Here is a 23129-nt window from a genome sequence, read left to right on the forward strand (position 1 = left end):
ATTTGAGCAATATTCGACAAGTGAACCACCTGGTCAGAAATTTTGAGACAAGATTTTTGTTGACTTAATTATGAATTCAAAATGTAATATGCACAACAACAAACATGATGCGCGACCTCGATCAGGCCAATGCGGTCGGGCGAAAAGCAGACAGACTCCCGGGGGAATCATGAGACAGACTGGACAACACTTCTTGCAGATACCCGGACCAAGTTCGGTTCCGGGACGCGTTTTGCGGGCAATCTCGCAGCAGGTCATTGACCATCGCGGTCCGGAGTTTGCGAAAGTTGGGATGCAAGCCCTGAACGGCCTGAAGACAATCTTCAAGACCGATCAGAACGTTTTCATCTATCCCTCATCGGGTACCGGTGCCTGGGAAGCGGCGCTGGTCAATACACTTTCACCCGGGGACCGGGTGCTGATGTTTGAGACCGGACATTTTGCGACCTTGTGGAAGCGGATCGCCGAAAAACTGAAGCTGAAAGCCGAGTTCATCGAGGGTGATTGGCGCGGTGGCGCAGACCCTGATCTTATCGAAGCCTATCTGGCCGAAGACAAAGCGCATGAGATCAAGGCCGTCTGCGTTGTGCACAACGAGACATCGACCGGATCGGTCTCGCCGATTGCTGCCATTCGAAAGGCAATCAACAATGCGGGGCACCCTGCGCTGTTCCTCGTCGATACGATCTCCGGCCTTGCTTCGCTTGATTACAATCATGACGAATGGGGTGTCGATGTGACTGTGTCTGGTTCCCAGAAGGGCCTGATGCTGCCCCCTGGACTGTCGTTCAACGCGGTCAGCGAAAAGGCGATGGCTGCCAACAAGACGGCGGGCTTGTCGCGTTCCTATTGGGATTGGGCGGACATGGTCGGGCCCAACAAGACCGGGTATTTCCCCTATACGCCCAATACAAATCTTCTCTACGGGCTCAATGAAGCGATCGACATGTTGCATGAGGAGGGGCTCGACAACGTGTTTTCGCGGCATCAGCGCCATGGCAGGGCAACCCGCGCAGCAGTTCGGGCCTGGGGGCTGGAGGTGCTGTGCTCAAAACAGGGTCAGGAAAGCGGCGTACTGACTGCCGTTCTCATGCCTGAGGGGCACAGCGCCGATCAATTCCGGGCGAAAACCCTGGAGCATTACAACATGTCACTGGGTAGCGGTCTGTCGAAAGTGGCTGACCGGGTGTTTCGGATCGGTCATCTTGGCGATTTCAACGATCTGATGTTGTTGGCCACTTTGGCTGGTGTGGAAATGGGCCTGAACAAGGCTGACATTCCCCACAATACGGGGGGTGTAAGTGCTGCAATGGATTTGCTTCAGGGAGGGAGTTAACCCAGCGTGGCAACGACGTAAATTTAATAAATGAAGTAGGGGCTGTTGACGTTTACCGTGTGTGAATGAGCGTTGCGGCAATTGAGATGAAGGCTTTGAAACTCTGGTCGGTTTTGCAAGAGCGCATTGCTATCCCTCTGTTTTCCTTCAGTTTGCCAAAGTAGTTTTCGATCAAATGCCGCCATTTGTAGGTTTCCTTGTCGAACTCTGCCGGGAACCTCCGGTTGGATTTTGGCGGTATGACCGGGGTTATGCCGCGATCCAGCAGGCCATTGCGCAGCCAATCCGCGTCAAAGGCCCTGTCCGCCAGCAAATATCCGGCGGACAAGCCGCTGATCAACGCATCGGTCTCGCGCAGATCATGAGCTTGCCCGGGCATCAGACAGAAATCGACGAGATTACCGAGCGCATCCGTCAGAGCCAGTATCTTTGTCGTTATGCCGCCGCGTGAGCGTCCAATGGCCTGGCAGAGAGTCCCCCTTTTGCGCCCTGACCCGAGCGATGAACCTTGACGATAGTACCGTCGATCATTGCGTATTCCAGATCGGCGTCTGAGGCTAATGCTTTGAACATACAATAGAAAGCATCCGCTTTGACCCATCTGCGGAACCGCTTGAATACAGAATTCCATTTGCCAAACTCACCCGGCAATTCGCGCCATTGCGCGCCCGTGCGGACGATCCAGAGGACTGCCTCCATGAAAAGTCGTGGGTCACGTCCGGTTTGTCCGGGATCGGTGGTTTTACCCAGGCAGTATGGTTCGATGATCGCCCATTGCGAATTGGATAGGACTCTTCGGGTCAAGGTTGCTCTCCTCCGTTTGCAACCTTGAATCAGAAGTCAGGTGATTTGGGAATCCCGAACGTCAACAGCCCCTAGTCTACTGGGAGGAAAAGCTATGAAATTTATCGCAAGAATGCTTGCAACAACGGCAGCAATCGGAATCGCAAGCAGCGCCTTTGCTGCCGACATGACAATGAAATTCGGGCATGTCGGCGCACCTGGGTCGTTGTTCGAGGCCACTGCAAATAATTTTGCAGAGTGCGTCGGTTCGGCAAGCGGCGGCAAGATTGAAGTCCAGACCTTCGGTTCTTCGCAGCTCGGCAAGGACAAGGAGCTTCTGCAGAAACTCAAGCTCAGCCAGGTCGACTTCGCCTTGCCTTCATCGATCATGTCCTCGGTTGATGATGTGTTCGGCGTTTTTGAAATGCCTTACATTATCGCTGACCGTGATCATATGCGCCGGGTTCAGGATGCAATGATGGACACGTTCCAGTCTGCGGCCGAGGCAAAAGGCTATCACATCGTCGGTCTTGCAGAGAACGGCTTCCGTCACATCACCAACAACACCCGGCCGATCAACGTTCCTGCCGATCTTGAAGGAATCAAGCTGCGCACCCCGAACGGGGTCTGGCGTGTCGCTATGTTCAAACTCTACGGAGCCAACCCGACGCCGATGGCGCTTTCGGACGTCTTCACAGCATTGCAGACCGGCGTAATGGATGGCCAGGAAAATCCTTATGCGCAGATTGCCTCTGCAAAATTCCAGGAAGTGCAGAAATATCTGTCCATTACCGGCCATGTCTACACGCCGGCCTATATCCTTGCCTCACAGAAAAGCTTCTCCGGTTTGCCTGAAGATGTGCAGGCAATGCTGACCGACTGCGGAAACAAAGCGCAGGATTTCACTTACGAAACGGCGGCGCAGCTTGAAATTGATCTGCTCGATGTCATCAAGGCTGCAGGTGTGGAGGTCAACGAAGCTGACAAGGCTGCGTTCATTGAAGCCTCCAAGCCGATCTACAAGGCCTTTGCCGATGAAGTCGACGGCGGGCAGGAGTTGATCGACCAGGTTCTTGGTCTTGGCAAGGTCAACTGATTGATGATCGGGCAACAGGCCAGTCCTGTTGCCCGATGAACTTGCAAAGATGTCGCCGCATGGTGGTCATAGCTCGTTTGACCACTCGGAATTTCCCTGAAAAATCAGAACAGACAGGTCCGCAATGGAGCAAGCCTCGTCCTCCTTTCTACCTTCGACCATCTCGGTCCTGGGCAAGATACTCGAGTGGATTACGATATCCCTTATGGTCATTCTGACCGTGATCGTGACCCTTGCCGTCATTGCGCGCCTGCTGGGGCAGAGCTTTTCCTGGTATGACGAAGTGGCGGCGATCATGCTGGCATGGATTACCTATTACGGGTCGGCGCTTGCGGCACTGCACCGTCGTCATATCGATTTTGATACGGTTTTGCTGGCATTCCCCCCCGCGTTTAGGATGGCTGCCCTGCTGTTGGGCGAAGCAATCGTGCTGGTGTTCTTTATCCTGATGGCGCGTGCAGGATTTCAGGTTCTCGAAGTGCTTGAAGGCGATACCCTGGTTTCTATTACCTGGGTTCCAGTGCAGTTGACGCAATCGGTAATCCCGATTGGCGCCATACTGTTTATTCTGTGCCAACTTCTCAGTCTGCCTGGTTACTGGAAGACCACTGCTGCGGGGATTTCACTCGAACACGCTGAAATCGAGGACGAAGTCGAAGCTGAGCTTGAAAAAACAAGGATCGGGTCTGATGCTGATACTCGCCATTTTCATCGGATTGATGCTGATGATCTGCATCAATGTGCCCATCGCCGTGGCCCTTGCCATGTGTGGCGTCATAGGTCTGCTGATGACCGAAGGCGTCGACAGTCTGGTGACCATTGCACTGGATATGTATGACGGCTCGACCAATTTCTCGCTGATTGCCATCCCGATGTTTGTTCTGGCCGGCGCCATCATGAATGCCGGCGGCATCACGGACCGGCTGATCAATTTTGTCTCCAGCCTGATCGGATTTGTCCGTGGCGGGCTTGCCATGGTCAATATCGGGGTGTCGCTGTTCTTTGCCGAAATTTCGGGATCTGCGGTGGCAGATGTCGCAGCCATGGGGTCGATCCTGATTCCGCAAATGAAAAAGCGGGGCTACAGCAAGGAGTTCTCGGCGGCTGTTACGTCATCATCCGCCTCGCTTGCCATCATCATTCCGCCGTCCATTCCGATGATCCTTTATGCGGCCTCCGCCAACACATCGATTGAGCAACTCTTTGTCGCAGGAGTGGTGCCCGGTTTGCTGGGTGCGGCGGGCCTGATGGTCGTCGCCTACTTTTTTGCAAAACGTTACAATTTCCCGACCGAAGAGGCCTTCAACCTGCCGCGTGTGCGCGAGACATTTGTTGATGCTCTTCCCGCTTTTGCCCTGCCGATGATCATTCTCGGCGGCATCTTTGGCGGCTACGTGACGGCCACTGAAGCTGCAGGCCTTGCCGTTCTGGCGGCTATCGTCGTGTCAGCCTGGTATCGCCACATCGACTGGAGCCACCTGCGGCGGGCAATGCTCGATGGCGGCATTCAGACCGCGGTCGTCATGCTTCTGGTTGCAGCTTCCGTTCTCATGGGAGGCTTCCTGACCCGCGCCCAGATCCCGCAGCAATTGGCCGAAAGCATTCTGTCGATCACCACCGAGCAATGGGCAATCCTGCTCATCCTGAATTTCTTTTTCCTTGTCATTGGCTTCTTCCTGCATTCGGCGGCGGCCATCATCCTCGTTATCCCGATTGTGATCCCGTTGATTACGGCTGCAGGTATTGATCCGGTTCATTTCGGCCTGATTGTCACGCTCAATCTGGCCATCGGCCAGCAGACGCCACCGGTCGCCTCTGTTCTGATCACCGCCTGCTCGGTGGCAAGGGCCAATATCTGGGAAGTCTCGAAGGTCAATATCTGGTTTGTCGGGGTGCTTCTGGCGGTCCTGATGCTTTGCACCTATGTGCCGGCGGTGCCGATGTTCCTCGTGGAGTATTTCTACCGATGAGCGGGCCCACGCCTGAACTCACGCAGGAACTGCGCGGCAAGACACTCTGGGTTACTTTCAACCGCCCGGCAAGCCGCAATGCGCTGACCTTCGGCATGTACGAGGCGTTGGCCAAGATCTGCACGGATGCGCCGACAGACGGATCTGTGACCGCGATTGTCCTGTCTGGAGCCGGTGGCAAAGCCTTTGCTGCAGGCACCGACATGACCCAGTTCCGGGCGTTTGAGACGGCGCAGGATACGCTGGACTATGAGGCGCGGATCAACAGCGTTCTTGATGCCGTCGAGCGGTGCCCGTTGCCGACGATTGCTGCCATCAACGGTGCCTGCACCGGCGGTGGTGCATCAATTGCGGCAGCATGTGATCTGCGGATTGCGTCAGCCAGTTTAAAGTTCGGGTTTCCGATTGCCAAGACCCTTGGCAATTGTCTGGCGGCAGCGAACCTGGCACGCCTGTCAGATCTGGTTGGCGCAGGGCGTGTCCGGGAGATGATCTTCACGGCAAGGCTGATGACAGCCGATGAAGCTCTTTCTGTCGGGCTGATCAGCGAGATTTTGACAGACGAAGCCTCACTGCTGGCCCGCGCAGAGGACCTCGCAAATTCTATCGGCAATATGGCGCCCCTGACTTTGCGGGCAACCAAGGAAGCCATGCGCCGCAACCGGATGGCCACCAAGGTGGATGACGCCGACTTGATCACCATGTGCTACATGAGTGAAGATTTCCGCATCGGCATGGAAGCCTTCCTTAGCAAAACCAAGCCGGAGTGGACCGGCAAATGACATCATCGTTCGGCCCGCTCAAAGGGATGAAAGTCATCGAACTGGCCCACATCATGGCTGGCCCTGTTTGCGGGCTTATGCTGGCCGACATGGGTGCGGACGTGATCAAGGTGGAAAAACCAACCGGGGATGACAGCCGCAGGTTTGTGCCACCTGAAATAGAGGGTGAATCCGCAGCCTACATGATGATGAACCGCAACAAGCGCGGGATTGCCCTCAATCTCAAGGACCCTGCGGCGGTCGAGGTGCTGCACAAGCTGCTGCTCGATGCTGACGTTGTCATCGAAAATTACCGGCTCGGCACAATGGAGCGGCTGGGGCTTGGCTATGACGAGCTTTCAAAGATCAATCCGCGCCTGATCTATTGCGAGATTTCAGGCTTTGGCCGCACCGGTCCCTATGCAGACCGCGGCGGGTTTGACCTGATTGCCCAGGGCATGTCCGGGCTGATGGCAATCACCGGCGAAGGGCCTGGTCGCCCGCCAGTCAAGATCGCCCCACCTGTTTCCGATATCAATGCCGGTATTCTGGCTGCCATGGGGGTTTCTGCAGCCTATGCAAGCATGCTCAAGACAGGGCGTGGGCAGAAGGTTGATACGTCGCTTTTCGAAGCGGCGATCGTTCAGACCTACTGGCAATCCTCCATTGCCTTTGCAACCGGCGAAAATCCCAAGCCGATGGGATCGGCTCATCCCCTGAATGCGCCGTACCAGTCTTTCAAGACGAGTGACGGATGGATCAATGTGGGTGCGGCCAATCAGAGTAACTGGCTGAGGTTTCTCAACGTGATCTCTGCGCCAGAACTCGATGCCGACCCGCGATTTTCCTCAAACCTGCAGCGCATGAAGAACCTGCCTGCGCTGGTCGAGATTTTGGACAGTATCTTGAAAAAGGACACGACTGCGAATTGGCTCTCCAGGATGGAAGATGCCAAATTGCCAGCCGGGCCGGTTCTGGAAATTCTCGAGATGCACGAGGATCCGCAAGCTCTGGCCCGCGAGATGATCGTTGAAGTGGATCACCCGCGGGCGGGGCCGGTCAAAACCCTGGGACACCCGGTAAAATTCAGTAAGACTCCGGCGAAAATCACGCAAGCCGCCCCGATTCTGGGCCAGCATACCAAAGAGGTTCTGGTCGAGTTGGGTTATCAAGCTGCGGAGATCGAGACCTTGATCCGCTCGGAGGCCGTCATTGCGTCCTGATCTGACGCCGGAAGCGAAAGTCAGCACAATTGGAAACTTCAGGTTGGGGGGATCAAGTCGTGGAACTTAATTTACAGACAGCACAATCCATCATTTCGGTCGCGCTGGAATGGCGCAAGAAGCAGAACATGAAGCCGCTGACAGTTGCGGTTCTCGACAGCGGCGGTTTCCTAGTTGCCCTGGCTCGTGAAGATGGTGTGAGCAATCTGCGCCCCGAAATAGCGCAAGGCAAAGCGCGCGGCGCGGTCGCCATGGGATTGGGCTCGCGCGCACTCTTTGAGCGCGCACAATCGCAACCGTTTTTTATCCAGTCAATGAACAGCCTTGCTTCAGGATCGCTCGTTCCGGTGCCGGGTGGTGTACTGATAAAACACGGCAGCACCCTGTTGGGTGCCGTTGGAATCACCGGCGACTCATCCGACAATGATGAAGCCTGTGCAATTGCAGCAATCGAAGCGACCGGGTTTATAGCCGACGGTGGCTAAAGCCGCACGCTCTCGAGGGACACCAAGGGTCACCAGATGATAACCGACGCGGTTCGTGTCAGCCACCGGACACAGAAGTGCCGCCGAGCACTACCACGGCAATCGACATCAAGGTGAAGTCAACGGAGAGCATTTCCCCTTTGAACAAAATTAGATCCTCGTTCATGTTGGGATCGACGTTCAAACATACCCATTGGAGGAAAAGGCTTGGCCGTTAACTGGAGCGATTTGGACGAAAGCGAACAGACTGCGCTCAAGCGCCTCAATCGCGGTCCCTACCCCGAACTGCAGGCAGACATGGCCGAACGCTTGATCGCGCTTGGTATTGCCGAACGAAGACCACGTGGCGTCGGAATCAACAGGGACGGCCGGGAACTGGTAATCAGCACTTTACTAAATCACCGCCAAGATTGATTTGCGACCAATCATTCCGTCCGCCTGGATGCTTCCGGTGCAATAGAGAATGTTCGCAATACGGCAAAACCACACCGCTCCCTAACGACACCACCGGCAATTCGGCCCAACCACGCCAGGCAAATTTGGCACTGCTCACCTCATCAGTGGTGACTTCGAAGTGGTATATTACGCATTGTGAGCATGTTCCGAACGCAAAAAACATCGCTTCGGGCGCTGCTCTGATTTTCCCTTCAAGACCGGCTCAATCGCGAATGGTCAGCCCGACACTTTCCCATCCGGCAACTGCGCGGCTGACAAGCGCGTCGTCAGTGCACCAGGCACGGAAATGGCCCATGATGAAGTGCTCGAAATCCGGCAGCGCTTCCAGCAGCCTGGCTTTCTCATGCATTGCAGCCTCCATATCGTTTGCTTCCACCAGAAACCAAATCATATGGCAGTGGTAGAAGAACATCCCAGGCAATGGAGAAATTTGCATCTCCGCTACCGCCTCACCGGCTCGGCCCGTCATTGCAAGGCCGATGGCTTTGGGAACATGATACCAGCCAGGTTGGAGCGGATTGAGCGCGATTGCCTTGTCCAGCAATGGCATGGCCATGTCCCAATTCGCGCGCGCTGTGAAACATATGCCAAGCGCGGCCAGCATGTCCCCGTGACCGGGGTTGAGCGCCAAGGCTTGCTGGGCGGCCGCTTCAAAATTGTCGAACTCTCCGCGATGAAAACGCGCGACGGCCAAAGCCTCCTGGGCGGTTGCACTCTCGGGATCACAGATCACAGCTTTTTGTGCCTGTGACAATGCCTGTTCAAGGATTTCCTTGTCTGGCTGATTATCAATCGACACCCTGTACTCGTCGAGCTTGATCAAGGCCAGTGCCGCGTGGGCATCGGCGGAATCGCCGTCGGTTTCCAGCGCCTTGGACAGACCTTCCTTGATCGCCGACCGGTCAGTCTGATCCAATTGAATCCCGTACTGATGATATTGCGAAATCCAGTGATAGGTCTCCCATTTCTGAGACCGCCCCAATCCCACCCTGCGGTGCGCATACTGCCCCAACGGGCCGAACCTGTCGGCAATACGCGCAGCAATCATCTGTGCCATCTCGTCCTGCACCACATACATCGCATTCGGCGTCATCTCGCGACTGAAGTGTTTCGTCAGGATGACCGCATCACTGGAGGCAACCACCAGATTGATGGTTATATCGACCGTGCGTTCACTGATCCGGAAGCTCCCCTCCAGGACAAAATCCGGTCGAAAGCTCGCATACATCTGTGAAATGCTGAGTTTGTCTAACTTTGCCCTTTCGGTCGTCGATCTGGAAAAGACCGACAGCTCCCTGAACCGCGACAGATTTGCGATGATCTCTTCGGTCAGGCCAAGTGAAAAGGATTCCGTGTGCTTCTCCCGGCTGAAATCATCGAAAGGAAGAACTGCAATTGACGGACTGATGGAAACTGCAGCAGGCAAAGATTTTTCCGAATTATTTGGTCTCTTCCCGCTACAGCGAGCAAGGAATTCCGGTTCGTATGCACCCTTCGCGATCTTGATATGCACCGGATCTTCGACACCGTCCTGCGCATAGTACTGCTCCAGTCTTTGTCGGAGAGCGCGCGCCTGAACCCGGACAATCGTATCAGTTTGCGGGTCAAAGTCCTCCGGGCGGTCAAAAACATCCAGACCGATGGTGTAACCTTTCAGGCGATCAACTCGCCCTTCAAGACTTTCCTGCACAACGTGAGATAAAAACCGCGAGAGACGGGGGGCATTGAAGAATATCCGACTGTTCATGATGCGGGCCAGCTGGGTCTCCACGACCTCGCGGGGCAATGATGTCATCAGTTCCATGGCTGTGGCTCACTTATCATTGGCCCGGGACAGCAGTTTCACCTTCCGGTTCACTGTGATTCACTCAAGTCGAGGTCGAGATTATGGCACCCAAATATTGGCGGCATTGATGTACATCAAGGCGGCGTGTTCAAAGCATACGCATATACAGACACAAGAATGACGACCAAAGGGACGCCCCAAGGCAGTCATTCGTGTTCGTCGAAATCGAATGGAACAAAACAATTGAACAGAACCGAGTTGCAAAGCGACGAGGGCGGCGAAGCGTACTCGTAACTGCCGTCATTTTTCGATTGGGTTCGTAAGAATAATAACTGTCATACGAACAGGAGTGTGGAAATGACTACACCAAGCGCAATAGTTTCGACGCCAGATATTCCGGTTTTGGAAATGAATTCCGTTTCACATCAGAAACCAAATTTGGAGAACATATTCTACATAAAAAACAGATCCGCTAATGAGGATCTTTCAGCCGCAATTTCGATCAGACGTAAAAACACTGATCGAACACGCTGCGACAAAATTCGATCTCTTTTTGACACCAATTCATTTCAACAGCATTTTCAGCCAAACAACACGATATTGCTTCATGGCGAGGCTGTCGAAGAATTTTACATGGTTGTTTCTGGCACGGTTCGCTGTTGCACCATCAACGCCGAAGGCGCACGACAGATTTTTCGTTTTGCAAAAAAGGGTGAATTCATCGGTATCTCGGATGTCGACACTTGGCATTTCACCGCGGAAGCCGTCGACCATGTTATCTTGAAGTCCATTCCTCATGCGCAGATGAAGCAAGCCCTCGCAACCGATCTCGAACTGCGGGACGAAATGAGAGCGCAGGTTTGCAGCCAGTTGGAAGACCGTGAGCGGCAATTGCTGGCGATGGTCAGCGCCAAGGCCTCTGAACGCCTGCTTCATTTCCTGCGTGAGTTTGCGTCGTCAAGACCGGGAAGGGGTTACATCACGTTACCAATGTGTCGCCGCGACATTGCAGATCATCTTGGTTTGTCGGTGGAAACCGTCAGCCGCACATTCAGCAAGCTCAAACGCGAAGGTCGCATTGATCTTGCCTGCTCAGAAAAATATAAAATCTGTACGGAGACCAGCGTGGATACGGTTGATACGGCGGCGCGGCGCACTCCCTGTTTTGCCTGACGGCAAACCAGATCCAGGAAAAACCCTCTTCGCACCGTTTCTGATTTGGGGATCGGACCAAATCGGTCCCGCAACCCCAAAGGCTCGCTTGCGTGGTGGGCTTCTTTTTCCAGCGCCCTGAATGGTCCGCCAGTCAGAATTGACAATATGATCGTCTTCGCGGTCCTCTCTGCGCGCAGAAAAGGCACGGAACACGTGAACTTTGCTGGAGCGCCGGCACGCCTGAACTCATCAATCCGTTCCGAGCGATCAGCGGATGCGGCAGACAAGAACGTCTTCCAAATCCTCGTATCAGCCCGACGCCGCGAACATTGGACCGATGGCGTCACGCGGCGTTGTTACCAGTGCGGTGATTAGACCGTCTTGCTGGCGCCAAAGCCTTATTTTGACACGCGAGTACCAGCGCTGCCATCGAGGATGGACATTGCATCGGCCAGGCGGCCGATCCCCGAAAACCCACCACGATCCGCAAAATCGGCGGCGGCGCGCAACTTTGGCCCCATAGATCCCTTTGGCATATCAAGCGCGCGCGCTTCATCCGGTGTCAGCCGGTCAAGCGGTGTGGCGGCATCCGTGCCAAAATCCTGATAGACAGCATCCACATCGGTCAGCAGCAGCAAGGCATCCGCACCGATATCGGCGGCCAGAAGCGCACTGGCGGCATCCTTGTCGATCACCGCTTCAACCCCGATCAGACTGCCATCGGGCTTGCGCAGCACCGGGATGCCCCCTCCACCTGTACAAATCACGATCACGCCCTGATCCAGCAGCAAGCGCAATACGTGCAGATCCGGAATTTCCAGGGGCTTCGGCGACGCAACCACGCGCCGCCAATATTCTCCGTCCTGCGCAATCTTCCAGCCCGCAGCACTGGCCCGCGCCTCTGCCTCCTGCTTCGAATAGACCGGTCCGACGAATTTGGTTGGCACTGCGAAGGCAGGATCGTGCGCATCGACGATCACCTGGGTCAAAAGCGTTGCGACCGCATGATCGTGGCCGAGCGCGTTTTCCAGTTCCTGCTCGATCAGATAGCCGATCATGCCTTCGGTTTCGGCCCCGAGGACATCCAGCGGATAGGCCTCGTCGGGCTTGTAGGCCGCGCCCTGCAACGCCAGCAAACCCACCTGCGGACCATTGCCATGGGTGATGATCAACCGGTGTCCGCCGCGCACGATTCCAGCCAGCGCCTCCGCCGCTATTTTGACATTGGCGCGCTGCGTCTCTGCAGTCAGGGGCTGGCCCCGTTGCAGAAGCGCGTTGCCGCCCACGGCTGCGACAACCAGCATCTCAGGCCCCCAACGTGGCGACGAGAACCGCCTTGATGGTGTGCATCCTGTTTTCCGCCTGATCGAAAACGATAGAGGCCTCGCTTTCGAACACCTCCTCGGTCACTTCCATGGCGCTAATGCCGAATTCGGCCTCTATTTCCTTACCGACGGTGGTCTCCGTGTTGTGAAACGACGGCAAGCAATGCATGAAACAAACCCGCGGATTGCCGCTCTTTGCCATCACGTCTGCCGTCACCTGGTAGGGTTTCAACAATTTGATCCGCTCAGCCCACTTCTCCTTGGGCTCGCCCATCGACACCCAGACATCGGTGTAGATGAAGTCGACATCCTTGACGGCGTCATCGACGTCTTCGGTGATCATCATGCGTGCACCGGTGTCGGCAGCTATCGCCTCGGCCTCCGCGATGATGGTATCGCTCGGCCAGCAGGCTTTTGGAGCACAAAGGCGGACATCCATGCCCATCTTGACGCCGCCGATCAGCAGGCTGTCGCCCATGTTGTTGCCCGCGTCGCCAAGGAAGGCGTAGGCCACGCGATGCAACGGCTTGTCCACATGCTCCTGCATGGTCAGGAAATCGGCGAGGATCTGGGTCGGGTGAAACTCGTTGGTCAGCCCGTTGTAGACCGGCACACCGGAATATTGGGCCAGTTGGTTGACGACGTCCTGGCCAAAACCCCGATACTCGATGCCGTCATAGATTCGCCCCAGAACCCGGGCGGTATCCTTGACCGATTCCTTGTGGCCGATATGCGATCCGGTCGGCCCCAGATATGTGACACGCGCGCCCTGATCGTAGGCAGCGACCTCGAACCCGACGCGGGTTCGAGTGCTGTCCTTCTCGAATATTAGCGCGATGTCCTTGCCCTGCAGCTTCGGCACTTCCGTGCCGGTGTATTTCGCCACCTTCAGGTCCGCTGCGAGTTTGAGCAGGAAGGCAATTTCGCGCGGTGCAAAATCCCGCAAGGTGAGAAAATGCCGGTTTTTCAGATTGTAAGCCATTTGCGTAACCTTTCAGGTCAGACGGCATCACGTATGGTCGGGCAGCTCATGCAGTGGCCACCGCCACGGCCGCGGCCAAGCTCGGCACCGGGGATAGCCAGCACCTCGATACCCGCCGCTTTCAACGCGGCGTTTGTGTCGTCGTTGCGGTCATAACCGACAACCACGCCAGGCCGCAGGGCCAGCACGTTGTTGCCATCGTTCCACTGTTCGCGCGAACGTTCTTCCTCTGTGTCACCACCGGTCGGCACGATCTGCAGCTTTTTGTAGCCAAGCACCTCGGCAACGATGTCGAAGATCGGCCGTGGATCGTGGCGGAAACTCAGCGGCGCATTGCCCTCGCCGGGGCGGATGTCGTAGCAGATGAGTTCGTCGGCAACCTCCTTGAAGGTGGTGACCACATCACCACCGCAGAGCGTGAACACCGTGTCGAGATGCATCGCGGCGCGTGATTTTGGAATCCGGAATGCCAGCAACCGGTCGACCACGCCCTTGGCAAACAGTGCCTCGGCCAGTTGACCGATACCTTGCGGTGATGAGCGTTCGCCCATGCCGACCAGAACCGTGCGCTTGCCCACCGGCATGATGTCGCCGCCTTCCAGTGTCGCCAGGCCGTGCTCCTTGGTCGGGTCGCCCCAATGGATATTGGTCTTGCCGGCAAATTTGGGGTGGAACTTGTAGATTGCCGTGTTGAGCAGGGTTTCGGGGCGTCGCGCTGGCCAGTGCATCGGGTTGACCACCACACCATCATAAATCCATGCCGAGTTGTCGCGGGTAAACAGCGCATTGGGCAGCGGCGGCAGGATGAAGCCGTGCTCGCCGAGATAGCTACCGAACAGGCCGACTGGCTTGAACGGAAGGTCGTCTTCCGCCAGACCGCCGAGCAGGAATTCCGCCAGCTGCGTGCCTGGAAGCTCATCCATCCAGGCGCGCAATTCCTCCATCATGCCGACGCCGACCTGATCCGGGTTGATCCGGTTATCAAGCACGTAGGCGCGGCCTTCCTTTGTCTCCAGCGTTTCGGCCAGAAGCTCGTTGACGTCGAGAACCTCGACACCTTCGCCGCGCATCGTGGCGGCAAAGACATCGTGATCCTTCTGCGCCTGCTTGACCCAGAACACATCGTCAAACAGCAACTCCTGACAATTCGCAGGGGTCAGGCGGCGATGGGCCAGTCCAGGACGGCAGACGATAACCTGGCGCAGTTTACCGGTTTCGGAGTGAACCCCGAGAGCTTGATCAGTCATTTTATTCACCTTTCCGAGACCTAAATGAGTGCGGCAATGCTGAGTGCGGCGCAGGACAACACCACCAGGATCAGCAACAGCGGCCAGATGAAAATGAGCCATTTGTCATAGGGAACCCGGCCGATCGCCAATCCGCCAACCACGACCGCATAAGTCGGGGCGATCAGATTTGTGATACCGATGGCTGTCTGGAAGGCGGTGACGGCGAGGTCACGGCCTACGCCGGCAAAATCCGACAAAGGCGCCAGAATTGGCATGGACAACACGGCAAGACCGGAGGTCGACGGCACCACGAAACTCAGCAATGCTTCGGTTCCGAACATGGCGTTCACGTAGGCAATGCTCGACATGCCTGTGATCTTTCCCTCGAAGTAATTGAGGATCGTGGCCGTGATCATGCCATTGTCCATGATGACGACGATGCCGCGCGCCAGGCCAATAACCAAGGCGACGCCCAAAAGGTCACGCGCACCTTCAACGAAGGCAGTAGTCATGGCCTTTTCACCCATCCAGCCGATAAAGCCGATCACGATGGTTGATCCCAGGAAAAGCGCGGACATTTCTGCCATCCACCAGCCCTGCGAAGACACACCCCAGATCATCACCACGAAAGTGGCGGCAAATACGAGCAGGATCAGTTTTTGTTTAGCGGTGAAACCCGCAGCTTTGGTGACGTCGCGATCCTTGAGGAAATGGGCCTCATTCGACGCCTTCCGATCCGCCACGACCGAGCGCTGAGGATCCTTGCGAACCCGCTCGGCATACCGCATCACGAAGAGTACGGCAGCCAGCCAGCTCAGCCCAAGTATGATGAAACGCAGCACCATGCCTTGCGTGAAGGGAATTCCGGCCGCATTCGAAGCGATGGCGGTTGAAAACGGGTTGATCGTCGAGCCAAGCACACCGATGCCGGCGCCCAGCATGATGATTGCCACAGCAGTGACCGCATCATAGCCCGCAGCAATCATCACCGGGATCAACAATGGGTAAAAAGCCAACGTCTCCTCGGCCATGCCATAGGTGGTGCCGCCCAGCGCAAAAAGCGCCATCATGACCGGGATCATCCACTTCTCGCGGCCTTTCAAATCGACAATAGCCCGTTCAATGCCTCTGTTGATGGCGCCCGTCGCATTGACGACGCCGAGAAAGCCGCCAATCACCAGCACGAACAGCGACACATCAATCGCGTTGGCTGTATATGCGGAAGGGTCATAGAAGCCGGCGATGGGCGCCATCAACACTGCGATCAGCCCCTGCGGTTTCGGGTCAACCACTTGGTAGGTTCCGGGAACCGGGGCATTCTTGCCCAATGCCTCGTTCATTGCCTGGGTGTATTCACCAGCGGGCATGAACCAGGTCAGCGCCGCCATCAAAACAATCAATACAAACAGAATTGTATAGGCGGAGGGAAACCGACTCTTGGTATCTCCTCCGAGGCTGTCTGTTGTTTCCAGATCGGTAGCCATCGTGTCTCTCCTGTTATAGCCGTAAGTCTGGTCTCACCTGCAAATGGACAGATGAACTCAGACGTTGAGGCATAGATAACCGGAGATGCAGGTTCGGAATTGACGTACGTCAATGGGTAGACCTGGCGTCATTTTTTTTTGGCTTGGCTGCGAACATATTCTCAACGCCCGGCGCAACGCAGCTGAAGCGGGAGAACGGTAGCCCTCCCTCCATCATGAAACACTCGATCTCGATCCCCGAGAATTGACACTCGTCAATCCACGGATTGCGCGATGCGTCATGTCTGATGTTGGCGATGGCAATCGATAATGGAGATGATCATGAGTGACAGAATGAAAGCAGCGATAGTGCATGATTTCAGCCAGCCAGTAATACGCGAAGAAGTTTCGACTGTTTCGACCCCGATTCCGAGACTAGGCGAAGCTCTGGTAAAGGTCGTCGCCACTTGCGTTTGCCCTACCCAGCTTCACGTACAAAGCGAAGACTGGCCGCCGGTGTCTGCGCGGTCCATCATTGCCGATTATGAAAACACTGGCGCCGATATACCCGTGAATGCGTTGGTTACGGATACCGCGAAACATGTGATCGAGGCCGTAGATGATGGTCCACATGGTGTATTGGTCACCACCGTCCCGGTTTCAGTTTCGGTCTCTGTGTTCGCTGAGGCGCTGCAGATAGTGCTGCGCAAGGAAGCAACCACTTATAATGGTCAGTTTTCTGGTGAGTCCCCGACACCACTCTTTGAGGTAGTGCTCGTGCACACCACGACGCGCGATTCCATGGTTCTCACTCATGAGCACTTGGTTGAAACGGTCGAGTTACCGGAGGATGACGAGGTTACAGTACTCATTCACGGCTCTGAATTTGACAACATCAACAGCGTTTTCGTCGATCTGGAGACCAGCAAGGCTGGCGGCAGGGTCATTATAAATATCTAAATTATCAGCAAATTGTATTGACGACTAACCTCCTCCAACTCGCTCGGACAAAATCCGAGGCTCGATAGAAGAGATAAGAACAAAGAATAATTATGAATGGAATAGTAAAGGTCGCGGTCCCTCGACACCGACGTGCTGGGAAGCCAGATTGCATTCCCGGCTGCCCATAGCGGGCTCGACATATCGGTCTACGACATCAGCCGGATAAACTCGATCTGGCGCGCTAACGGTTCGTTGCATTCGTTGCCCGGCAAAATTGATGTCAACGCCCCCCCAATTATCAACCCGCGGGGTCCCGTGAAAGAGCGGGGAGTACGGCTCAATCCGCGGCGTATGTCTGTTGGTAAGCCAAATCAAATCGCTCATGCCAATATCTCCTGGCACCAGTGAATCAGACTGCAATCCGTCCCCCAAAGCATTTTGATGCGGCCTGAACCCAGGTCGTTACCAATACTTCCCGGCCCCGCTTCAATGAGATGAAGCCATCGTTATCCTGAAACGTTTGAGCGATGTAATGAAGAACAGCGCACTCAACCCGGCCATGACGACAAGGTTTATCCAGACGGTTTCCAGCCCTGCCCCACGATAGAGGATGGCCTGAGCAAACGCGACGAAATGTGTTGACGGTGAAGCCTGCATGACGTTCTGCAACCAGACCGGCATGCTTTCCATCGGCGTCACGCTCCCCGACAGCAGGTTCATGATGACCAGAACCGGCAAAGCCAGCAGCCCGAACTGAGGCATGGAAGTGGTAAATGTCGCCAGCAGAATACCGAGCCCGGTTACCGAGACCAGATAGAGAACCGTTCCTGCGATGAACAGCGAAATCGAGCCGGCAATCGGAACACCCAGGAGCGTCTGCACCACCAGCCAAAGCGACAGGACCGCAGCTATGATTATGGCCAGACCATTGGCCCAGATCTTGGCCACCATGATTTCCGACGGATTGACCGGCATCACCAAGAGATGCTCGATCGTTCCATGTTCACGTTCCCGGATCAGGGCCGCTCCCGTCAGCAACACTGACAAAATGGTGATGTTGTTGATGATCTGCATGACGGAGGAAAACCAGACGGAATTCAGGTTTGGATTGAATTTCGCCGTCACCACCAGATTGATCGGCAGGGCCGTCGCGCTATCGTTGCCAGAGACGAATTTTGAGATTTCCTCGCTGACAATCTGCTGAAGGAACACCGCGCCATTGCCGGCTTGTGCCATGGCTGTTGCATCAATGTTCAACTGGATTTGCGGTTGCAGCCCAGCCAGAACATCAGCTTCGAAACTCGGCGGAAAGGTCAGCACGAAGACATAGCGACCGCTGTCCATCATGGTGTCGATCTGATTGGCCTCGATCGGTTCAGGAACATTGAATGTAGGAGGCAGGATCGCTCCGAGGATCCGCCCGGTCAGCGCCGACCGATCATAATCCACATAGGCAACGGAGGCATTGGAAACCTCCAGCTTTGCGCCTGTTGCGACCGAATAGACGGCAACACTGAACACATAGAATATAAGAAGGACCAGGGCCGGATCCGCTCGCAGGCTGCTCAATTCCTTGAGTCCGAGGCGAAACACGTTGGAGAGCCATTGTTGCATGTCATCTCTCCTGTTTTTTGAGTGCGAGTATGGATACGGCGATGAACAGCACCGCGAAACCCACCAGCATTGCGTGGTTCGGCCACAGTTCCGAAAATCCAAGACCTTTGGTGAAGGTGCCTACACTGATCTCTTCATACCAGGCCGAGGGGAACGCCACACCGATCAACCAGCCGCCCCCAGAGAGGGACGACACAGGCACGATCAGACCGGAAAAATTGACTGCCGGAATGATGGCAATGACTGCCGCCGCAAAGGTTGCAGCCACCTGAGTCTGGGTGAAAGCCGAGATGAGCAGGCCGAAGGCTGTCGTTGCCAGGACATAGAGCACTGTGCCCGATAGAAGTGCTGCAACGGAGCCTTTTATGGAAACCCCGAAAACTCCGTAGGAGACAAGGATCAACGTCAGAAAGCTCACCAGCGAAATGACGACATAGGGCAATTGCTTGCCCAGTATGAATTCTGTGCGCGTCACCGGGGTTGACCGGAAATTGGCGATAGACCCGGTTTCCTTTTCGCGCACCACTCCCATAGCCGCCATCATCGCGGGGATCAGCACCAGCATCAGCATGATGACCGAGGGGATCATCGCGAAGACGCTCTCGAAGGATTGATTGTAACGAAACCGGGTCTCGATACTGGCTGCGGACATATCAATTTTGCGGCCGTAGGTTCGCTCGATTTGCGCTTCAATATAGGCCTCTTCCAGACCAAGCAGATAACCGCGCATGGTTTCTGCCCGAAACGGCATGGCACCGTCGACGGAAACATTGATTTCCGGCTGGTGGTCCAGCAACAGATCACGTCCGAAATCCGGCGGGATCTCGATTGCGATGGCCAGTTCTGCACTTTTCATACGTGCCTCGAGCTCGGCAGAACTGTGCGCTGCGGGTTGCTCTGAAAAGTAGCGGGAGCCTGAAAAGCTCTCCAGCAACTCTCGGCTCTCGATGCTCTGATCCTGATCGTAGACGGCATAGGGCAACAATTTGACATCAAACGAGATGCCGTAGCCGAATGTCAGCATCAGGATGATCGGGCCAAGCAGCGCAAAGGTCAGGCGCAAGGGATCCCTCAGGATTTCTACCGTTTCGCGCCTTGCGAAGGCCCACAGGCGAGCCGGATCGAAATTTCGATGTTTCGTTACAGCCGATTGCCGGATCGAATCCTCCAGCTCAGTTTCCGGCGCCGCCTGATCTGCATCGGCCCCCGCAGCCTCGCGAAGATAGCCGACAAAGGCAGTTTCCAGATTGCCGTCGCCCTTGTCCCTCGCCAGTATGGCCGGCGCGCCGACGGCAAGCACCTTGCCCGCATGCATGAGAGAAACCCGATCGCAGCGCTCGGCCTCGTTCATGAAGTGGGTCGAGACGAAAATTGTAACGCCGTGGTTGCGCGACAAATCGATCAGATGCTGCCAGAAGGCATCCCGTTCCACCGGATCGACGCCCGAGGTCGGTTCGTCGAGAATGAGGATTTCCGGTGAATGGATGACGGCCACCGCAAGCTGCAGGCGTTGCCGGATCCCCAGAGGCAAGCCAGCGGGATGCTTGTCGGCATCGTCGAGCAAATCGAATGTGGTCAGCATTTCGTTCACGCGCGCTGCACGCGTCTCTGCCAGCAACCGGTAGAGTTCGGCGTGCATTTCAAGGTTTCTGCGCACCGTCAGTTCGCTGTAGAGCGAGAAGGATTGCGACATATAGCCGACCCGCTGGCGGGTTATCATGTCACCGGCATCCAGCGGCTCGCCGAACAACAAGGCCTCGCCTTCGGTGGCGGGCAGCAAGCCTGTCAGCATTTTCATCGTGGTTGTCTTGCCGCAACCGTTTGATCCAAGAAAACCAAAGATTTCACCACGTTCGATCTGGAAGTCGACATGGTCAACCGCGACAAAATCCCCGAAGCGACGCGTCAGCCCTTTGGCTTCGATGGCTGGCGCATCGTCGGTGTGCTGGCGAGGGGGAACCACGACATCATGATGCCCCTCACGCTCGGATTCGGGCAACAGGGCGATGAATGCCTTTTCCAATGTCGGCTGGCCCGTATGATCGCGAATTTCGGCAGGCGTGCCGGTTGCGATCACCTTGCCGGCCGACATCGCCGCAAGCCAATCAAAACCCGCGGCCTCTTCCATATAGGCGGTGGCTACGATCACGCTCATGCTCGGGCGCTGCTTGCGGATCCGATCGATCAGTTCCCAGAACTGCTGGCGAGACAGAGGATCGACACCTGTGGTCGGCTCGTCAAGAATCAATAGATCAGGATCGTGGATCAGCGCAGAGCAAAGCGACAGCTTCTGCTTCATGCCCCCCGAGAGCTTGCCCGCCGGCCTGTCAATGAACTCGCTGAGGCCGGTAGCCCGCAACAATGTGTTGATCCGGGTACGGCGCTCGTTTTCTGACTGGCCGAACAGCCGGCCGAAGAAATCCAGGTTCTCGAAGACAGTCAGCGTCGGATAGAGGTTGCGGCCAAGCCCCTGAGGCATATAGGCGATGCGATGATTGCATTGCTTCAGGTGATTACCGTCCCGGATATCGCCATCCAGCACCATGACATCGCCACTTTGCAGCGCTTTCACCCCGCCAATCAGAGCAAGAAGTGTCGATTTCCCGACGCCATCCGGCCCAATCAGCCCTGCCATGCAGCCCGCCGGAATATCGAGCGTCACATCCTGCAATGCCACGACTGCATTGTAGCGATGGGTAACCGATGACAGATGAGCGACCGAGGCGCGGGTCATTGCGGCAGCTTCACCGCGAGCGTATCGGGCCAGACCTTTGTCTCGTCAAGCCGGACATAGCCGACGCCTGCGACGCCAGCCTTGGCCTGCTCCTGATGCTGTTCCAGCAGCTTCGGCGGGATAGTGAGCTTGACCTTGAACATCAATTGCTCACGTTCACTGCTGGTTTCCACGGTCTTCGGCGTGAACTGCGCAGTGCTGGCGACAAAGGTAACCTCGGCCGGGATCACATATTGCGGGATCGGGTCGAGAATGATGCGTGCTTCCGAACCGATTGCCAAAATCCCGGCTTCGGCGGCGGGCAGATATATCGTCATGTAGATGTCGGTCAGGTCGGTGAGCGTCACCACCTTGCCGCCCGCTGCAACCACTTCACCGGCTTTAGCGAGGATGTATTGAACCCGACCGCTTTTGGGAGCAACCAGGTCGGCGTCGGCCCTGACGCTCTTGAGACGATCCACTGCCGCATTGGCGGCGGCAATTGTTGCCGTCGCCAGATCGATGCCGGCCTTGGCAGCCTCGACACCGGCCTGCGCGGTCGTCATCGCGCTTTTGACCTGGTCGAGTTGTTCCTGCGACGCATGCCCGCCATCGGCCAATGTCTGAATGCGTGCCAGCGTTGAACGGGCAAGCGTCAGCTCGGAATTGCGCTGGTTGAGCAAGGCTTCAGCTTGAAGTTTTTGCTCCCGTGCCTGCATGATGGCAGCTTCGGCCTGATGCAACTGGGCGTCGATTTCAGCCGCGTCGATCTGCGCGACAAGCTCACCCGCCTCCACCCATTGCCCCTCGGCAACGAGGACCTTGGCGATCCGGCCCGCCAGTTTGGTCGAGACATCGATGCGCTCGGCTTCAATGCGCCCATTGCTCATGGCAAAGCCCGGCGGAATATCGGACTGCTGCGTGCTGACCCAGTAGCCATAGGTACCGCCCAGAATCACAATCATGACGGCAGCGATGATGCCGTATCGTTTCCATTGCATCCGTAATTCTCCAATTTTGTCGATTGTGGATCACACCGGCCCGCCGGATTGCTGTTTGCGGTAAGCCGGTTGGCCGTTGCCGCCCGCTTCACGCCAAATGCAGTGGCGTAGCAGCATGCTTGGCCCCAAGCAATTTCCCATATCCCTAGGCGCGGTTGCTCGGCATGGCGTTGATCAAAATCAACTGGCGAACGGGGAGCCGAGTAGGATGGTAACGGTGACACGCCCTTTAATGCCCTCTGACCAAGACGACACGGCTTGTCGCTAATGCTCAGGCCATGGCGCGATGGTGAGTATTCTTGCCACGACGGGCACGATCAAGGCGATGGAACCGGAGTTCAGGACCGCTCAAGCGTTCGAACGCCACGCTCTGATGACAAGCGGTTTTTTAGCGCTGGTATTGGGAACGCAAAGAACGTCCCTGCGGGCGTTGTTTTAGGGACAATTTGTCATGATTTTGGTTGCGGGGGCCTGAATAGCCCCGAGTTTTCTAGACGCCCGCGGTTCCCGTTTTTTTTGCTACCGTTCGAATTCAGCGGGCGACAGCATTCCGTTTCTCACATGCTTGCGCTTCGGGGTGTAGAACATCTCGATGTAGTCGAACACATCCCTCCTGGCTTCTTCGCGGATCCGATAGATTCTGCGCCTTAACCGTTCACGCTTGAGCAAATTGAAGAAGCTCTCAGCGACCATTGTCACACCCGAAAATATTGAAAGATGATTACCTTTCTCCGGTTGGCGAGAAGTTTGCAACCGAACCCAGTCCGAAACGCCCTCAAACTCGGAGCCACATGAACAGACCGGCTGAC

At 56.0% G+C, this 23129-nt stretch carries 19 protein-coding genes and 1 pseudogene; 10 read left to right on the top strand and 10 right to left on the bottom strand.

Annotation, left to right across the window (positions count from 1 at the left end):
• Positions 1-169 precede the first annotated feature (169 nt).
• A complete protein-coding gene (locus tag ACK6D9_RS22120) occupies positions 170-1336 on the top strand; it encodes a pyridoxal-phosphate-dependent aminotransferase family protein (RefSeq protein WP_412050136.1) in 1167 nt (388 codons plus the stop codon).
• A 52-nt stretch (positions 1337-1388) separates the two neighbouring features.
• Here the strand turns inward: ACK6D9_RS22120 and ACK6D9_RS22125 are convergent.
• Positions 1389-2140 (bottom strand): IS5 family transposase gene (locus tag ACK6D9_RS22125; RefSeq protein WP_412049012.1). Its coding sequence is split into 2 segments (ribosomal slippage): positions 1389-1807 and positions 1807-2140, totalling 753 coding nucleotides; the frame shifts between segments, so codons are not numbered across the junction.
• A gap of 166 nt (positions 2141-2306) precedes the next feature.
• Between ACK6D9_RS22125 and ACK6D9_RS22130 the strand changes: the two genes are divergently transcribed.
• From ACK6D9_RS22130 to ACK6D9_RS22160, 7 genes are all read left to right on the top strand, one after another.
• Entirely contained in the window at positions 2307-3215 is a 909-nt protein-coding gene (locus ACK6D9_RS22130; protein WP_412050137.1) for a TRAP transporter substrate-binding protein, read from the top strand.
• A gap of 205 nt (positions 3216-3420) precedes the next feature.
• On the top strand, positions 3421-4053 hold the full coding sequence (locus ACK6D9_RS22135) for a TRAP transporter small permease (RefSeq protein WP_412050138.1): 633 nt from the start codon (positions 3421-3423) through the stop codon (positions 4051-4053).
• Entirely contained in the window at positions 3935-5185 is a 1251-nt protein-coding gene (locus ACK6D9_RS22140) for a TRAP transporter large permease (RefSeq protein WP_412051882.1), read from the top strand. The genes ACK6D9_RS22135 and ACK6D9_RS22140 overlap by 119 nt, the downstream gene beginning before the upstream one ends.
• Positions 5182-5967: an enoyl-CoA hydratase/isomerase family protein gene (locus ACK6D9_RS22145; RefSeq protein ID WP_412050139.1), complete on the top strand. Its 786-nt coding sequence runs from the start codon at positions 5182-5184 to the stop codon at positions 5965-5967. The genes ACK6D9_RS22140 and ACK6D9_RS22145 overlap by 4 nt, the downstream gene beginning before the upstream one ends.
• Positions 5964-7169 carry a CaiB/BaiF CoA transferase family protein gene (locus ACK6D9_RS22150; protein ID WP_412050140.1) on the top strand — a complete coding sequence of 402 codons (1206 nt, stop codon included), beginning with the start codon at positions 5964-5966 and terminating at the stop codon, positions 7167-7169. Before ACK6D9_RS22145 ends, ACK6D9_RS22150 begins: the two co-directional genes overlap by 4 nt.
• Before the next feature lie 59 nt (positions 7170-7228).
• Entirely contained in the window at positions 7229-7654 is a 426-nt protein-coding gene (locus tag ACK6D9_RS22155; protein WP_412050141.1) for a GlcG/HbpS family heme-binding protein, read from the top strand.
• Positions 7655-7861: 207 nt separating this feature from the next.
• Complete coding sequence (locus ACK6D9_RS22160; protein WP_412050142.1) at positions 7862-8068, top strand: hypothetical protein; 207 nt, start codon at positions 7862-7864, stop codon at positions 8066-8068.
• Positions 8069-8312: 244 nt separating this feature from the next.
• Here ACK6D9_RS22160 and ACK6D9_RS22165 read toward each other — a convergent pair whose 3' ends face one another.
• Positions 8313-9914 (bottom strand): tetratricopeptide repeat protein, encoded by a 1602-nt coding sequence (locus ACK6D9_RS22165; RefSeq protein ID WP_412050143.1) that lies wholly within the window; start codon positions 9912-9914, stop codon positions 8313-8315.
• A gap of 339 nt (positions 9915-10253) precedes the next feature.
• Between ACK6D9_RS22165 and ACK6D9_RS22170 the strand changes: the two genes are divergently transcribed.
• On the top strand, positions 10254-11069 hold the full coding sequence (locus ACK6D9_RS22170) for a Crp/Fnr family transcriptional regulator (RefSeq protein ID WP_412050144.1): 816 nt from the start codon (positions 10254-10256) through the stop codon (positions 11067-11069).
• A 380-nt stretch (positions 11070-11449) separates the two neighbouring features.
• Here ACK6D9_RS22170 and arcC read toward each other — a convergent pair whose 3' ends face one another.
• The 4 genes from arcC to ACK6D9_RS22190 are packed head-to-tail and all read right to left on the bottom strand — an operon-like array spanning position 11450 to position 16071.
• A complete protein-coding gene (gene arcC / locus ACK6D9_RS22175) occupies positions 11450-12355 on the bottom strand; it encodes a carbamate kinase (RefSeq protein WP_412050145.1) in 906 nt (301 codons plus the stop codon).
• Between the two features lies 1 nt (position 12356).
• Positions 12357-13358 carry an ornithine carbamoyltransferase gene (argF, locus tag ACK6D9_RS22180; protein ID WP_322989336.1) on the bottom strand — a complete coding sequence of 334 codons (1002 nt, stop codon included), beginning with the start codon at positions 13356-13358 and terminating at the stop codon, positions 12357-12359.
• A gap of 17 nt (positions 13359-13375) precedes the next feature.
• On the bottom strand, positions 13376-14605 hold the full coding sequence (locus tag ACK6D9_RS22185) for an arginine deiminase (RefSeq protein ID WP_412050146.1): 1230 nt from the start codon (positions 14603-14605) through the stop codon (positions 13376-13378).
• A 20-nt stretch (positions 14606-14625) separates the two neighbouring features.
• Complete coding sequence (locus ACK6D9_RS22190) at positions 14626-16071, bottom strand: YfcC family protein (RefSeq protein WP_412050147.1); 1446 nt, start codon at positions 16069-16071, stop codon at positions 14626-14628.
• Between the two features lie 321 nt (positions 16072-16392).
• On the opposite strand from ACK6D9_RS22190, the gene ACK6D9_RS22195 reads away from it, so the two are divergent.
• Positions 16393-17010, top strand: coding sequence for a hypothetical protein (locus tag ACK6D9_RS22195; RefSeq protein WP_412050148.1), 618 nt, complete (start codon positions 16393-16395; stop codon positions 17008-17010).
• Between the two features lie 468 nt (positions 17011-17478).
• Here ACK6D9_RS22195 and ACK6D9_RS22200 read toward each other — a convergent pair whose 3' ends face one another.
• The 4 genes and pseudogenes from ACK6D9_RS22200 to ACK6D9_RS22215 form a co-directional block, all read right to left on the bottom strand.
• Positions 17479-18606: an ABC transporter permease gene (locus tag ACK6D9_RS22200; protein WP_412050149.1), complete on the bottom strand. Its 1128-nt coding sequence runs from the start codon at positions 18604-18606 to the stop codon at positions 17479-17481.
• 1 nt (position 18607) lies between these two features.
• Positions 18608-21340: a ribosome-associated ATPase/putative transporter RbbA gene (gene rbbA, locus ACK6D9_RS22205; protein ID WP_412050150.1), complete on the bottom strand. Its 2733-nt coding sequence runs from the start codon at positions 21338-21340 to the stop codon at positions 18608-18610.
• Positions 21337-22320 (bottom strand): HlyD family secretion protein, encoded by a 984-nt coding sequence (locus ACK6D9_RS22210; protein ID WP_412050151.1) that lies wholly within the window; start codon positions 22318-22320, stop codon positions 21337-21339. Before ACK6D9_RS22210 ends, rbbA begins: the two co-directional genes overlap by 4 nt.
• 519 nt (positions 22321-22839) lie before the next feature.
• Positions 22840-23010 (bottom strand): annotated as a pseudogene (locus tag ACK6D9_RS22215) (IS3 family transposase); the annotation flags it as partial.
• Between the last annotated feature and the right edge of the window lie 119 nt (positions 23011-23129).

The sequence above is a fragment of the Hoeflea sp. Naph1 genome (assembly GCF_046837775.1).
Taxonomy (GTDB): Bacteria; Pseudomonadota; Alphaproteobacteria; order Rhizobiales; family Rhizobiaceae; genus Hoeflea.